Raw genomic sequence first — 15,699 nt, forward strand, 5'->3', positions numbered from 1 at the left:
GAGGCTGCGGCCGAAGCTGCTTATTGCGGATTGGCGCGGGTGCTGGAAAGCAGTGACTTCAGACTTGCCGCCTTCGGCTTGACCAGCCAGAACATGCGCAGGTAGTCGTCCAGGTTCTCCAGCAGGTGAGCCCCCCACTGGCTGTCTACCTCGGCCACGTACTCGGCCAGCACTTGCTGCAGATGGCTGCGATGGGCCTCCATGGACTCCCCGCTGATGCGCTGCATTTCCACCAGCTCATGGTTCATCCTGTCGACGAAGTCGTTGTCCAGGTCGAGCACATAAGCGAAGCCGCCGGTCATGCCGGAACCGAAGTTATAGCCGGTCCTGCCCAGCACGCAGACGAAGCCACCGGTCATGTATTCGCAGCAGTGGTCGCCAGTGCCTTCCACCACGGCATGCGCGCCGGAGTTGCGCACCGCGAAGCGCTCGCCGGCGGTGCCGGCGGCGAACAGCTTGCCGCCAGTAGCGCCATACAGGCAGGTGTTGCCCAGGATCGCCGACTCCTGGCTCTTGAAGGCACTCCCCTTGGGCGGAGTGACCACCAGCTTGCCGCCGGTCATGCCCTTGCCCACGTAGTCGTTGGCATCGCCCTCCAGATAGAGGTTCAGGCCGCCGGCGTTCCACACGCCGAAGCTCTGCCCGGCGGTCCCCTTGAAGCGGAAGGTGATGGGCACAGCGACCATGCCCTGGTTGCCGTGGGCCTTGGCGATCTCGCCGGAGACCCGGGCACCGATGGAGCGGTCGCAGTTGCAGATGTCCAGCTCGAACTCGCCGCCGCTCTTGGCCTTGATCGCTGGCAGGGCCAGCTCGACCATCCTCTCGGCCAGCAGGCCCGGGTCGAACGGCGGGTTCTTCTCCACCTCGCAGAACTGCGGCTTGTCGACCGGGATATGATCGCTGCCGAGCAGCGGGCTCAGGTCCAGGTGGGCCTGCTTGGCGGTCTCACCCGGCAGCACTTCGAGCAGGTCGGTACGGCCGATCAGCTCGCCGAGGCCGCGTACACCGAGGCGGGCCAGCCACTCGCGGGTTTCCAGGGCGACATAGGTGAAGAAGTTCACCACCATGTCCACGGTGCCGATGAAATGGTCCTTGCGCAGCTTGTCGTTCTGGGTAGCCACGCCGGTGGCGCAGTTGTTCAGGTGGCAGATGCGCAAGTACTTGCAGCCCAGGGCGATCATCGGCGCGGTGCCGAAGCCGAAGCTCTCGGCGCCCAGGATGGCCGCCTTGATCACGTCGAGACCAGTCTTCAGGCCGCCGTCGGTCTGCACCCGCACCTTGCCGCGCAGGTCGTTGCCGCGCAGGGTCTGGTGCGCCTCGGCCAGCCCCAGCTCCCAGGGGCTGCCGGCGTAGCGGATGGAGGTCAAGGGCGAGGCGCCGGTGCCGCCGTCATGGCCGGAGATGGTGATCAAGTCAGCATAGGCCTTGGCCACGCCGGCGGCAATGGTGCCGACGCCCGGCTCGGCCACCAATTTCACCGAGACCAGGGCCTGCGGGTTGACCTGCTTGAGGTCGTAAATCAGCTGCGCCAGGTCCTCGATGGAATAGATGTCGTGGTGCGGCGGCGGCGAGATCAGGGTCACGCCAGGCACTGCGTAGCGCAGGCGGGCGATCAGGCCGTTGACCTTGCCGCCCGGCAGTTGGCCACCCTCGCCGGGCTTGGCGCCCTGGGCCACCTTGATCTGCAGCACTTCAGCGTTGACCAGGTACTCCGGGGTCACGCCGAAACGGCCAGTGGCCACCTGCTTGATCTTCGAGCTCCTGACGGTGCCGTAGCGCGCCGGATCCTCGCCGCCCTCGCCGGAATTGGAGCGCGCGCCCAGGCGGTTCATCGCCTCGGCCAGCGCCTCGTGGGCTTCCGGCGACAAGGCGCCGAGGGAGATGCCGGCGGAGTCAAAACGCTTGAGGATCGCCTCCAGCGGCTCGACCTCGTCCAGCGCCAGCGGCTGGGCGGCTTCCTTGACCTTCAGCAGATCGCGCAGCATCGACACCGGGCGCTGGTCGACCAGCGCGCTGTACTCCTTGAACCTGGCGTAGTCGCTCTGCTGCACAGCGGCCTGCAGGGTGCTCACCACGTCCGGGTTGTAGGCGTGGTACTCGCTGCCGTAGACAAACTTGAGCAGGCCGCCCTGCTGGATCGCCTTGCGCTTGCTCCAGGCCTCGGCGGCCAGCAGCTTCTGCTCGGCTTCGAGATCGACGAAACGCGCGCCCTTGATCCGCGAGGCGACGCCGCAAAAGCTCAACCCGACTACCTCGTCGGCCAAGCCGACCGCCTCGAACAGCTGGGCACCGCGGTAGGAGGCCACGGTGGAGATACCCATCTTCGAGAGGATCTTCAGCAGGCCCTTGGAGATACCCTTGCGGTAATACTTGAACACGTCGTCCACATCGCCCAGCAGTTCGCCGGTACGGATCAGGTCGGCCAGCACCTCATAGGCAAGGAACGGGTAAATCGCGGTAGCGCCGAAGCCCAGCAGCACGGCGAAATGGTGCGGATCACGGGCGGTGGCGGTTTCCACCAGGATGTTGCAGTCGCAGCGCAGGCCCTTCTCCACCAAGCGGTGGTGCACCGCACCAACGGCCAGGGAAGCGTGCGCCGGCAGCTTGCCGGGGGCGATATGGCGGTCGGAGAGCACCAGCAGCACCTTGCCGCCGCGCACCGCCTCCTCGGCCTGGTCGGCGATGTTGCGCACGGAGGCTTCGAGCCCCAGCGCCTCATCGTAGTTGAGGTCGATGAAATGCCGCTCGAAGCCTGGCCGCTCAAGCGTCATGATGCTGCGCCACTTGGCCGGGGAGATCACCGGCGTGGTCAGAATCGCCCGGTTGGCGTGCTCGGCGGTTTCCTCGAAGACGTTGCGCTCGGCCCCCAAGCAGGTCTCCAGGGACATGACGATGGCTTCGCGCAGCGGGTCGATCGGCGGGTTGGTGACCTGGGCGAACTGCTGGCGGAAGTAATCATAGGTCGAGCGCACGCGCTTGGACAGCACCGCCATGGGGGTGTCATCGCCCATCGAACCGACCGCCTCCTGGCCCTGCTCGGCGAGCGGACGCAGCACCTGGTCACGCTCCTCGAAGGTGACCTGGAACATCTTCATGTACTGCTTGAGCTGCTCGGTGTCGTAGGCCGAGGTGCCCTCGCTCTCGTCCAGATTGGCCTGGATGCGCAGGGCATTCTGGCGCAACCACTTCTTGTACGGGTGGCGCGATTTCAGGCGGTTATCAATGTCATTGGTATGCAAGATCTCGCCGGTTTCGGTGTCCACGGCGAGAATCTGCCCCGGACCGACCCGCCCCTTGGCGATAACGTCCTCCGGCGCGTAGTTCCATACGCCGATTTCCGAGGCCAGGGTGATGTAGCCGTTCTTGGTGGTCACCCAGCGCGCCGGGCGCAGGCCATTGCGGTCAAGCAGGCAGACCGCGTAGCGGCCGTCTGTCAGCACCACGCCGGCCGGGCCGTCCCAGGGCTCCATGTGCATGGAGTTGTATTCGTAGAAGGCGCGCAGATCAGCGTCCATGGTCTCGACGTTCTGCCAGGCCGGCGGGATGATCATGCGCAAGCCGCGAAACAGGTCCATGCCGCCGGTGACCAGCAGCTCGAGCATGTTATCCATGCTCGAGGAGTCGGAGCCGGTACGGTTGATCAGCGGTTTCAGGCTTTCCAGATCGGGCAGCAGCTCGTTGGCGAATTTCAGCCGGCGTGCCTGAGCCCAATTGCGGTTGCCGGTGATGGTGTTGATCTCGCCGTTGTGGGCGAGGAAGCGGAACGGCTGGGCCAGCGGCCATTTCGGCAGGGTGTTGGTGGAGAAGCGCTGGTGGAACACGCAGATCGCGGTGGCCAGGCGCTCATCGCCCAGATCCGGATAGAAGCGCGCCAGGTCGGCGGGCATCATCAGGCCCTTGTAGACGATGTCCTTGTGCGACAGGCTGCAGACGTAGAAGCCCTCGTCGGCAGCGAGCGCCACTTCGGCACGGCGGCGGGCGAAGAACAGCTTGATGGCGAATTCCTGCTCGCTCAGCCCCTCGCCCGAGACGAACACCTGTTCGATGCGCGGCAGGCGCTCCAGGGCCAGGCGGCCGAGCACCGAAGTATCCACCGGCACTTGGCGCCAGCCCACCAGGCTCAGCCCCTGCGCGGCGATCTCGTCGCCTAGCCGGGCCCGGGCCATATCGGCCTTGCCGGCATCCTGGCTGAGGAAGATCATGCCGACTGCGTACTGCCCGGGCAGCTCGGCGCCGAAGTACTCCTGCGCCTTGGCGCGCAGGAAGGCGTCCGGCTTTTGCATCAGCAGGCCGCAACCGTCTCCGGTCTTGCCGTCTGCGTTGATGCCGCCGCGGTGGGTCATGCAGGTCAGCGCTTCAATGGCGGTTTGCAGCAGGTGATGACTTGCCTCACCTTGCATGTGGGCAATCAGACCGAAGCCGCAGTTATCCTTGAATTCTTCAGGATGGTACAGACCTGCTTTCATAGACACTCTCACCGGGCAGATTCTTTGCTTTCAAACGTGCTTGGCTACGCCACCGGGATTGCTCTCGGCATCGCGCAGACAAAAAGGGCGGCTATTGTTGCACACCAGCCCATACACCACAAACGCCCGAGTCGTTTTCTCGTAGCAGGGTGTCGCGTTCTTGAAAGATAAATCGAACCTGTCGTGTTAGAGCGATATCAACGCACCCTGGCCTCCTGCTGAATGCTGGCGAAGGTACGCGGCCAGGGCTTGCCCGCCTGCACCGACGCCGGCAGGCTCTTGATCGCCGCCTGCGCCTCGGCGCGACTGGCAAAACTGCCGTAGGTGACCACAAACAGCGGCTGCCCCTGGTGCAGCTTCCGGAAGTAACGGTAGCCCGCTCCCTGGGCACGCACGAAGGACTGTGCACTGCTCTCCGAGCGCGTACCGAGTACCTGCAGGGCATAGCGCGAGGCGGCCTGAGCGCGATACCAGTCGCCGCCCGCCGGCGCGCCAGCCTGAGTGGCAGCCGGCCGAGGAGCGGGAGCCACTGCCGCCAGCGCCGGTTTCGCAACCGCCTGCGGGCCGGGGACTGCCGTCGCCGGAGTTGACGCGGGCCTCGCAGTCACTTGCGGCGCAGGCATCGCTGCCGGCTTCACGGCGGCCTGCGACTGCGAGGCAGGCCTGGGCTGGGGAGCCGGAGCAGGCCGCACAGCCGCAGGCGCCCTGGCCTCAGGCTTAGGCGGCTCGACCGGCGCCTGTACGACCGGCGCAAGCGCAGCGCTGGAGGTGGCAGCCTGCACCGCGACCGAGCCGGCGATCCCGATATCCTCGGCATCTGCCTCTCCCACCGCCAGGGCCAGGGGCTCGCGCAGCACCGGCTGGGCCTCGCCTGCCACGGACCGCGAGGACGCAGTGCCAGCCGGCTCGACGGCCAGGATGTTCGGCTCTTCCGAGTGTGGCTGCAGCGCGACAATCGGCGCCTCGCCTTCCGACTCGCCGCGCATGAACCAGGCCGTGGCCACCGTCAGGGCGACCACGGCCAAGGCCAGCAGATGCTTCTTCGGCAGGACCAGACCCGGCGCATCTTCGCCGTCCTCTTCATACCCGGACTGCATCATCTCTTCGTACAGTAATTCACGGGCGAGCCGGTTGATTTCCCCCGGCCAGCCGCCAGAGTCGCGATGAATCGCCTCGACCTGCTCGTCACTGAACAGCCCGACGTCACCTCCCGCCCCCTCCAGACGCTGTGCCAGGTATTCGTGCGTGTCCTTCAGCGCATAGGGATTCAGGCGCAGCACATGGAAGCGCTCCTCGCCGTCGGCCAGAGACTGCAGGCGCGTCACCAGCCCCGGCTCGCCAAACAGGAACACGTGCGGCCGCCCCATGGTCGTTCCCGCCGCCAAGGCCAGCAGTGCATCGAGGGCGGCCGCCTCCAGCAATTCCGCATCGTCCACCAGGAGGTAGACCTCCTGACCCGTGGCAGCCAGTTGCTCCACCTGCTCCAGGATCGATTGCTCGTCCGCACGCTCCAGACCAAACCCAAGGGCGATCTGTCGCAGCAAACCGTCGACCTGCGCCGAGGCCCGCGCGGAAACCACGACGCACAGCACCGTCTGCTTGTTGCTGCTGGCCACCAATGCCTGCCGCAGGAGCGTCTTGCCACTGCCTAGCGGCCCGCTGACCACCAACAGCAGTCGACTGTAGCGGGCAAGGTGATGCAACTGACCGAGCACCTGCTTGCGCTGAGCCGGGAAGAATTTGAAGCCCGGCGTCCGCGGCGCGAAGGGGTCGTGACTGAGTTGGTAGTAGGTCAGGAGAGCTTCATCTGCATGCAAACTGGTCATGGCTTTCTCAGTGACTGATCTGTTCCATCAGCATCCGGTAGTCGGTATCCAGGGTGGCCTGCAAGGCCTCACGCGGGAAATCTCCGGTCACCACCGCCTCACCCAGGCGCCTGAGCAGTACCAGCCGCAGTCGGCCGCCCAGTACCTTCTTGTCGACAGCCATGTGCCTGAGGAAATCGTTCGCGCTCATTTCCGCCGGCGGCACCACGGGCAGCCCCGCCCGCTGCAGCAGGCGGATGCCGCGATCGCGCCCGGCCTCATCGAGCCAACCCAGGCGCCGGGACATCTCCAAGGCCATGACAGTACCCACGGCCACGGCCTCCCCATGCAGCCAGGAACCGTAACCCATGTGGGTTTCAATGGCGTGACCGAAGGTGTGCCCCAGATTCAGGGTGGCACGAACCCCCGACTCGCGCTCGTCGGCACCGACCACCTGCGCCTTGGCCGCGCAGGAGCGGGCGATGGCCTCGGTCAAGGCCGCCGCATCCAGCTCGCGAAGCACCTCCATGTGCGCCTCCAGCCAGCTCAGAAAGAGCTCGTCGCAGATCAGGCCGTACTTGATCACCTCGGCCAGACCGGCGGACAGCTCCCGCACTGGCAGGGTGCCCAGGGTGGAGGTGTCGATCACCACTGCCTTCGGCTGATAAAAGGCGCCGATCATGTTCTTGCCCAGTGGATGATTGATCCCGGTCTTGCCGCCTACCGAGGAGTCCACTTGGGAGAGCAACGTAGTCGGAACCTGGATGAAGTCGACCCCGCGCTGATAACAGGCGGCGGCAAACCCGGCCATGTCGCCGACCACGCCGCCCCCCAGGGCAATGAGGGTGGTACGCCGGTCATGTCGCGCCTCGAGCAGACTGTCGAAAATCTTCTGCAGGGTTTCCCAATGTTTGAAGGCTTCGCCATCCGGCAGCACAATGGGAGTCAGTTCACAGCCAGACAGCGTCCGAGCCAGCTTGTCCAGATAGAGCGGAGCGACGGTCTCGTTGGTGACCACCGCCACCTGGCGACCGGCCAAGTGCGGAACGAGGCATTCTGCCCTGCCCAGCAGGTCGGCCCCGATATAAATGGGATAACTGCGCTCGCCGAGATCAACCTGTAACGTCTGCATGAAAGCCCCCGGATTGGAAAGGATGCTAGGATAGCGCAGTTGCATCCGGCTTTATCGAAGAGGCCGCGCGTGCAGACGATCGAGAATTTCTTCCACGACCATGCGCGGCGGGCGCTCGTCGGTTTCCACCACCAGATCGGCAACCTCCCGGTACAAGGGGTCCCGGACAAGCATCAGATCGCTCAGTACCCTTCCCGGATCGACGGCACGCAGTAGCGGACGATTGCGATCGCGGGAAGTGCGTTCCAACTGCTGGGCAACCGAGGCATACAGGTAGACGATCCGGCCTCCCGAGCGCAAGGCTACGCGGTTCTCGGGCCGTAGCACGGCACCACCACCCGTGGCAAGTACGATGCCGTCATCGGCGCAAAGCTCCCCGATCATCGCCTGTTCGCGCTCGCGAAACCCCGCCTCCCCCTCCACATCGAAAATCCAGGGAATATCGGCACCGGTACGCAGTTCGATTTCCTTGTCGGAATCCTTGAACGTTAACCGCAATTCTTTGGCAAGCAAACGCCCGATGGTGCTCTTGCCCGAGCCCATCGGGCCCACGAGGATCACATTTCGCACTGACTCAACGACTCACAGCAATAGCCTGATTGTTAAGGATACGCGGAGTCAGGAAAACAAGCAGCTCGGATTTGCTGTCGGCGACCACGTCGCGGCGGAACAGGCGCCCGATGAACGGCAGATCGCCGAGGAAGGGCACCTTGTCCACGGATTTGGCTTGGACATTGGAGAAGACCCCACCGATCACGATGGTCTCGCCGTCGCCGATCAGCACTTTGGCATTGACCTCGTTCTTGTTGATCGGTGGCACTCCGCCTATCGCCTTGGAGAAGTCCGCCTGATCCTTGGTCACCTTCACCTCCATGATGATGCGGTTATCGGGGGTGATCTGCGGCGTCACCTCCAGCGACAGCGCCGCCTCCTTGAAGGAAGTACTGGTCGCACCGCTGGAGCTGGCCTCCTGGTAGGGGATCTCCTCGCCGGTCAGAATCTTCGCCGTCTCCTTGTCCGAGGTAAGGACCTTGGGTTGGGAGATGACCTCGCCATTGCCAGTCTTCTCCATGGCCGAAAGCTGAAGGTCAAGAATCATATGGTCGGAAATGAAGCCGATGCCGATACCCGAGGTACTGTTCGCGACCCCCATGTCGACGAATGGGACGGGTGCCACGCCATCCTCCAACTTGAAGTTACCGACCTGGTCGGTACCCGGCAGATGCAAAAACCCATCATCGTCAAAAGATCGTGCTCCATCCTTGCCATAAAGGCTCCACTGATCGTTCACGAAGCTTCCACCCCAGCGCACCCCAAGGCTCTTGTCATAATCGACGCGGGCCTCGACGATGCGCGCTTCGATCATTACCTGGCGCACTGGAATGTCCAGTTGGGCGACGATCCGCCGCAGCTCGTCCAGACGCTCCTGGGTCTGATAGGCGATGATGTTATTGGTCCGCTCGTCGACAGTAATGGAACCGCGCTGATCTCCAATTTCCTCGGCACTGGTGACCGACTGGAACAGCTTGGCAATGTCCGCTGCCTTGGCGTAGTTCACCTGGACCAGCTCGCGGCGCAGGGGCGCCAGCTCGGCGAGCTGCTGTTGCGCCTCCAGCTCCTGACGCTCACGCGCCGCGATTTCGTCGGCCGGCGCCACCAGCAGGACATTGCCGACCTTGCGTTTGTCCAGCCCCTTGGTCTTGAGCACCAAGTCGAGCGCCTGATCCCAGGGCACATTCTGCAGGCGCAGAGTGATATTGCCCTGCACGGTATCGCTGGCGACCAGGTTGAGGTTGGTGAAATCGGCGATCAACTGCAGAACCGAGCGGACATCGATATCCTGGAAGTTCAGCGACAGCTTCTCGCCGCTATAGGCGAAACGATCGGCATTGCGCTTGGCGACATTTTCCTGGGTCAGCGGCCTGACGCTAACGGTCAGACGGTTGTCGGCCTGATAGACCAGATAGTCGTACATGCCGAACGGCTCGATGAGGATGCTGGCCCTGCCCCCCTGGCTCGAGGCACTCACGAACTGCACGGGCGTGGCGAAATCCTTGACGTCCAGACGCGCCCGCAGAGACTCCGGCAACTGCGTCCCCGGGAAATCCAGACGGATCTTGCCGCCCTGCTCCTGGATATCGGGGTTCATGCCCGGACTCGACAGATCAATGACGACGTTGCCCTCACCCTGTACGCCGCGCTGGAAGTCGATCCCCTGGATGGCCTTGCCCGCCGGCGCATAGGACTTGACCTGCAGGGCCGGAGCTGCCGCTGCGGCAGGCGGTGACGCAGTGCGGGCCCGCTGGGACGCGGCTGCCGCCTCACCGACCACGACATACAGATTGTTGCCCTCGGCTCGCGTGGTATAGGGCAACAGAGCAGCCAGATTGACGATCATCCGGGTACGGCCGTTCGCCTCGACCAGGGTGACACTGCGGGCGTTGCCGACTCCCAGTTCGCGATACCTGGTCCCCAGCTTGTTGGCCACGCCGGGCAGATCCAGGGCGATACGGGCCGGCTGCTCGATGGTATAGCCGCGCGGCGCCGGTACGGGCTCGTCGAATGACAACTTGAGTTCGACCCGATCGCCAGGCAGGGCGGCCACGTCCAGAGCCTTGAGATCGGCCGCCAGCAATTCTGGCGACAGCAGAGCAGCCAGGGCTGAAATACCAAGACGCGAAAGGGTACTGTTCATTGACTGGTTCCGTAATGCAGACCGGGAGTTTTTCTTCATGCGGGATCCGCCCATCACGAGCGCTCCTTCAAAGTGAGACTGCGCGGGCGTTCCAGCCAGCCGCCTTCGCCATCGGGAACGATTTCCACAACATCGATGGAAGCCTCATTGATCTTGACGATGCGGCCATGGTTGCGCCCCAGATAGTCACCAGCCCTCACCCGATGAACACCGCCCGCCCCACGTACCAAGGCATGCACGCCCGCCCCTTTGGAGAGCGTGCCGACCATCGCGAAGACTTCGATGTTGAAACCCTCCAGATACTGCTTGACTCGGCTTTCATCCGGCCTGATGTCCTTCGAGCCCCACTGCTGGCTGGCCAAGTCGATTTTCACCGGTGGCTGAAATGGGCTGCGCATGGCTGCCGCACTGTAGGTGAAGGCCTCGTAGGGCTGGAACTCCGGTAGCGGCTCGATCGCTCCCTTGGGCCGCGCACGAACTTCATCCACATAAGCCTGCAAACCCTGAAATTCATTGCCGACATTGCAACCGGAAAGTCCGACAAGGGCCACAATGCAAATCAGACAGGCACCCCTCATTTCTGCAGTCCCTTGTCGTTATAGCGATAAGTCCTGGCCAGTATCTTCATGCGCAACTTCGTATTATCTCCCGATGTAACGGGTTTTATTTCGAAATCATGCAAGGTGACTATTCGCGGAAGACTGGCGACCCCGCTGACGAAAGTGGCCAGATCGTGATAACTGCCCACCACGGATATTTGAATGGGCAATTCGATATAGAACTGCTGAGCAACTTCCTCGAGAAGTTTGATTTCCTCGAACTCCAGTCCACTGCCCAGTCCGGTACGGGTGATGTCCTCGAGCAAACCCGGCACTTCGGTATCGCTCGGCAACTGCCGCAACAAGACACCGAAGGAGGTCTCCATTTCCGCCATCTGCTGCCTGTAGGCCTCCAGGTTTGCTGCCTGGAAAGCCTTGGTGGCGAACTGCTGCTTCAGGGTTCCCTCTTCGCCACGCTCTCGCTCGAGTTGCGTCTGCAGTTCCTTCAGATGGAAGTTGTACCCCAACGCCAGGACGGCAATCATCAATAACAGGCAGGTGATGACCTTCACCGGAACCGGCCACGATCCGAGGTTATTCAGATCCAGGTCGGACAGGTCGATCTTGCGCAAACTTTCCAGGGACTCGGACAGGCTCATTTCCGCGCTCCTCCTTTATTCTGCGCACCTTTCGAGTCAGAAACCACCGAGCTGCGAGCAGCAGCCCCAGCCTGCGCGCCCCCTGCCATCTGCATAGCGTTCTCCTGCCGCGGCTGCACTTGCTGTACGGTCAGCTGGAATACGTTGGCCGGAGCCAGAGTTCCGGCCGTCACCGCCTTCACGGCCGTCAGGTTGGGGGCCTCGAGCCATTCCGAGCCGTCCAGATTGCGCATCAGGTTCGAGACGCGATTATTGGATTCGGCCGCGCCCTCGATGGCAATGTTCTTGCCGGTCATCTTCAGGGAGGTGAAATACACGCCATCGGGCAAGGTGCGGACCAACTGATCGAACACCCGACCGATGATCGGCCGATTGCCTTGCAGGTCCTGAATGATCTTCATCCGCTCCAGCAATTGCTGACGGCGGGTCTTGAGCTCGCTGATTTCCTGGATCCGCGCATCGAGTACGGCAATCTCCTTGCGAAGGAAATCGTTGCGCACACGTTGCGCCTCGATGCTTGCATCCAGGTATCGATCAGCCAGGAAAACCAGGCCACCGGTAGCCAGCAACAGCGCCCCCAGCGTGACCAGAAAACGCTGACGGCGCTCCTCACGAAGCTGCTCGCGCCAAGGTAGAAGGTTGATCCGCGCCATCTAATCAAAACCCCTCATCGCCAATCCGCAGGCAACCATCATGGCCGGAGCATCGCAGACCAGGGCCGAGGCATTCACCTTGGGACTAAGCGCCATCTCGGCAAACGGATTGGCCACCAGCGTCCTGGTCCCGGTCTTCTGCTGGACCAGTTGGTCAAGCCCCGGCAGAGATGAGGTCCCACCAGCCAACAGGATGCAGTCAACCTGGTTGTACTGGCCTGCGGCAAAAAAGAACTGCAGCGAACGGGAAACCTGCTGCACGACGGCATCCTTGAACGGCGGCAAAACTTCCCTGTCGTAGTCTTCTGGAAGTCCGCCTTTTTTTTTGGCCAGACCAGCTTCAGCCATGGACAAACCATAGCGGCGCCGTATCTCGTCGGTGAGCTGCTTGCCGCCGAACAGTTGCTCGCGGGTATAGAGGGTACGGCCGCCATGCAACACACTGAGAGTCATCATGGTCGCGCCGATATCGACGACAGCCACGGTTAGCCCCGCCGGATCACCGCCCAACTGATCGACCAGCAGCCCGCAGGCGCGCTCCATGGCATAGGCCTCGACATCGACGACCTTGGCTGTCAGGCCGGCCAGTGCCAGCACTGCTTCGCGAGCCTCGACGTTCTCCTTGCGACAGGCGGCGAGCAGCACCTCGACACGATCGGGGCTGCGTGGCAGCGGTCCCTGGATCTCGAAGTCGATCGCCACTTCCTCGAGGGGATAGGGAATGTATTGGTCGGCCTCAAGCTTCAACTGGGCTTCCATTTCATCCTCGGAAAGCCCGGCATCCATCTCGATGGTCTTGGTAATCACCACGGAACCCGCCACGGCCACCGCCGCGACCCTGGTTCCGGTCTTGGCCTTGGCCAGCACCTTGCTCAAGGTCTGACCAACACCATCAAGATCGACAATGTTCTTCTCGACGACGGCATTGGCGGGGAGCGGCTCGACGGCGTAGGCCTCCACCCGGTAACGGTTACCCGAAAGACTCAATTCGATAAGCTTGACCGTGGTCGAACTAATATCGATCCCCAGTAATGAACTCGCTTTCTTGTTGAAGAGCCCTAACACAACCAATTTCCTTGCTGTATCCGTAACTTACGGGCAATTTATGTAATAGCGCATTAGATAACAGGCTTGACAGAAGCGTAAATGGCTATCCGGCGGAAAAACCGCATATAATGTGATCGTCTTTCCGCTTTTCGCCTCGTCTGAAATTCCATTTCTCTTTCATCGGAAACCCCGCGGCCTTGATGCGTTTGCTTAAATTCTTCGGCTGGTCCTTCGTCGCCACTTTCAGCAGCCTGCTGCTTGGTCTGAGCGGAGCCTTCCTCTATCTGGGTCCCAGCCTTCCGTCGGCCGAATCGCTGCGCACCATGCAGTTGCAAATTCCCCTGCGGATATACAGCAGCGACGACAAACTAATCGCGGAATTCGGCGAGATGCGCCGCACCCCCATCCGCTATGCCGACATCCCCCCGGACTTCATCCATGCGCTGCTGGCTGCGGAGGACGATAATTTCGCCAACCATTATGGCGTCGACCTTGTCAGCCTGATGCGCGCTGCCACGCAATTATTGAGCAGCGGACATATTCGGACCGGGGGCAGCACCATCACCATGCAGGTGGCGAAGAATTTCTTCCTCACCAGCGAACGGAGTTTCTCGCGCAAGGCCAACGAGATCCTTCTCGCCCTGCAGATCGAGCGAGAGCTCAGCAAGGAGGAGATCCTCGAGCTCTATGTCAACAAGATCTACCTCGGCAACCGCGCCTACGGTATCGAGGCGGCGGCCCAGGTCTATTACGGCAAGCCCATCCACGAGTTGAGCCTGGCGCAGATGGCGATGATCGCCGGCCTGCCGAAAGCCCCGTCGCGTTTCAATCCGCTAGCCAACCCGGCACGCAGCAAGGAGCGTCGCGACTGGATTCTCGGACGCATGCACAAGCTTGGACACATAGACGAGGCTCGCTACCAGCAGGCCCTTGCAGAGCCCGCGGATGCCAGCCTTCACGTGCCGACTCCGGAACTGAACGCACCCTACATCGCTGAGATGGCCCGCGCCGAACTGGTCGGCCGCTACGGCAGCGACGCCTATACCGAAGGATTTCGGGTCACCACCACAATTCCAAGCGACCTGCAGGAAGCAGCCAATGTCGCCGTGCGCCAGGGTCTGCTCGACTATGACCGGCGCCACGGCTACCGTGGCCCCGAGGCTCATCTGCCCGGCACGGACAGGAGCGCCTGGCTGGACGAACTGAACAAGCAGAGAACCATCGGCGGCCTCGAGCCCGCCGTCGTCACCCAAGTCGGGAGCAGCGGCATCCACGTCCTGACGCGCAGCGGCGACGAAGAAACGGTGAGCTGGGAGAGCATGAGCTGGGCTCGCCCCTTCATCAATGCCGACGGCCAGGGCCCCAGACCGCACCAGCCGGGCCAGGTGGTCAAGACCGGCGACCTGATTCGTGTCCTGCGCCAGGAGGACGGCCACCTCATCTTCAGCCAGATCCCTGCGGCACAGACCGCCCTGGTTTCCCTGGATCCGAGGGACGGAGCGATTCGCGCCCTGGTGGGCGGCTTTTCCTTCGAGCAGAGCAACTACAACCGTGCCGCCCAAGCCAAGCGGCAGCCCGGCTCGAGCTTCAAGCCCTTCATTTACAGCGCGGCCCTGGATCGCGGCTTCACCGCTGCCAGCTTGATCAACGACACTCCTATCGTCTTCATTGACCCGCACCTGGATACGATCTGGCGCCCCAAGAACGACACCAACACCTTCCTCGGCCCGATTCGCATGCGCGAAGCCCTGTACAAGTCGCGCAACCTGGTGTCGATCCGCCTGCTGCAAAGCGTCGGCATCGACTACACCCTGGATTACCTCAGCCGCTTCGGCTTCGACGCGCGGGACCTGCCGCGCAACCTATCTCTTGCACTCGGCACGGCCAACCTGACCCCGTTGGAAATCGCTGGCGGCTGGAGCACCTTCGCCAACGGCGGCTATCGCATCCAGCCCTATCTGATCGAGCGCATTGAAGACCGCGACGGCAAACTCTTGTACCAAGCCAATCCGCCCCGCGTACTCGGGGAGCCTCCGGCGCTCGTCGTCGCCGCCAGCGAGCCGGCCGTCGCCGTCGGCTCAACGCCAGGCACTGCTAGCAGCGACATCCCGGGCGACGCCCCGCCGACGCCAGCCAGCCCGCCCCCAGAGGCGCCTGAGTCGATTGCTGCCGAGCGCATCGTCGATGCCCGCACCACCTACATCATGACCAGCATGCTGCAGGACGTAATCAAGCGCGGCACCGCCCGCCGCGCCCTGGAGATGGAGCGCAGCGACCTGGCCGGCAAGACCGGGACCACCAATGAATCCAAGGACAGTTGGTTCTCCGGCTACAATGCAGACTACGTCACCACTGTCTGGGCCGGCTTCGACCAGCCGGAAAGCCTGGGCCGCCACGAATACGGCAGCACCGTGGCCCTCCCAATCTGGATGAGCTTCATGAGCATCGCCCTGAAGGACAGGCCACCCCACCTGCAGACCGAACCCGAAGGGCTGCTGACGCTGCGCATCAACCCCAGCAGCGGACGCATCGCTTCGCCCGGCACTCCCGGCGCCTTCTTCGAGCTGTTCAAGAACGAGGATCCGCCGCCCATGGCCAGCGAGGGGGACTCCGGCCAGGGCAGTCTGGCGAAAGAGTCCGCTCCGCCGATCGACCTGTTCTGACCTCCAAAAAGAAACCCCGCATCGAGCGGGGTTTCTTTTT

At 62.9% G+C, this 15,699-nt stretch carries 10 protein-coding genes; 1 reads left to right on the forward strand and 9 read right to left on the reverse strand.

Translation table 11 applies throughout. From position 1 onward, the window contains the following. Positions 1-20 precede the first annotated feature (20 nt). From gltB to ACYVD0_RS00330, 9 genes are all read right to left on the reverse strand, one after another. Positions 21-4,466 (reverse strand): glutamate synthase large subunit, encoded by a 4,446-nt coding sequence (gene gltB, locus ACYVD0_RS00290; protein ID WP_460424912.1) that lies wholly within the window; start codon positions 4,464-4,466, stop codon positions 21-23. A 197-nt stretch (positions 4,467-4,663) separates the two neighbouring features. Next, positions 4,664-6,292 (reverse strand): SPOR domain-containing protein, encoded by a 1,629-nt coding sequence (locus ACYVD0_RS00295; RefSeq protein ID WP_460424913.1) that lies wholly within the window; start codon positions 6,290-6,292, stop codon positions 4,664-4,666. A gap of 7 nt (positions 6,293-6,299) precedes the next feature. Continuing rightward, positions 6,300-7,403 (reverse strand): 3-dehydroquinate synthase, encoded by a 1,104-nt coding sequence (gene aroB / locus ACYVD0_RS00300; RefSeq protein WP_460424914.1) that lies wholly within the window; start codon positions 7,401-7,403, stop codon positions 6,300-6,302. A 51-nt stretch (positions 7,404-7,454) separates the two neighbouring features. Further along, positions 7,455-7,973: a shikimate kinase gene (gene aroK, locus ACYVD0_RS00305; protein WP_460424915.1), complete on the reverse strand. Its 519-nt coding sequence runs from the start codon at positions 7,971-7,973 to the stop codon at positions 7,455-7,457. A gap of 4 nt (positions 7,974-7,977) precedes the next feature. Next, positions 7,978-10,098, reverse strand: coding sequence for a type IV pilus secretin PilQ (pilQ, locus tag ACYVD0_RS00310; protein WP_460424916.1), 2,121 nt, complete (start codon positions 10,096-10,098; stop codon positions 7,978-7,980). A 53-nt stretch (positions 10,099-10,151) separates the two neighbouring features. Next, positions 10,152-10,676 carry a pilus assembly protein PilP gene (pilP, locus tag ACYVD0_RS00315; RefSeq protein ID WP_460424917.1) on the reverse strand — a complete coding sequence of 175 codons (525 nt, stop codon included), beginning with the start codon at positions 10,674-10,676 and terminating at the stop codon, positions 10,152-10,154. Continuing rightward, positions 10,673-11,296: a type IV pilus inner membrane component PilO gene (gene pilO / locus ACYVD0_RS00320; protein WP_460424918.1), complete on the reverse strand. Its 624-nt coding sequence runs from the start codon at positions 11,294-11,296 to the stop codon at positions 10,673-10,675. Before pilO ends, pilP begins: the two co-directional genes overlap by 4 nt. After that, a complete protein-coding gene (locus ACYVD0_RS00325) occupies positions 11,293-11,949 on the reverse strand; it encodes a PilN domain-containing protein (RefSeq protein WP_460424919.1) in 657 nt (218 codons plus the stop codon). Before ACYVD0_RS00325 ends, pilO begins: the two co-directional genes overlap by 4 nt. Next, a complete protein-coding gene (locus ACYVD0_RS00330; RefSeq protein ID WP_460424920.1) occupies positions 11,950-13,014 on the reverse strand; it encodes a pilus assembly protein PilM in 1,065 nt (354 codons plus the stop codon). A gap of 179 nt (positions 13,015-13,193) precedes the next feature. On the opposite strand from ACYVD0_RS00330, the gene ACYVD0_RS00335 reads away from it, so the two are divergent. Continuing rightward, positions 13,194-15,659: a penicillin-binding protein 1A gene (locus ACYVD0_RS00335; protein WP_460424921.1), complete on the forward strand. Its 2,466-nt coding sequence runs from the start codon at positions 13,194-13,196 to the stop codon at positions 15,657-15,659. Positions 15,660-15,699: the final 40 nt, after the last annotated feature.

The sequence above is a fragment of the Azotobacter armeniacus genome, from assembly GCF_054779355.1.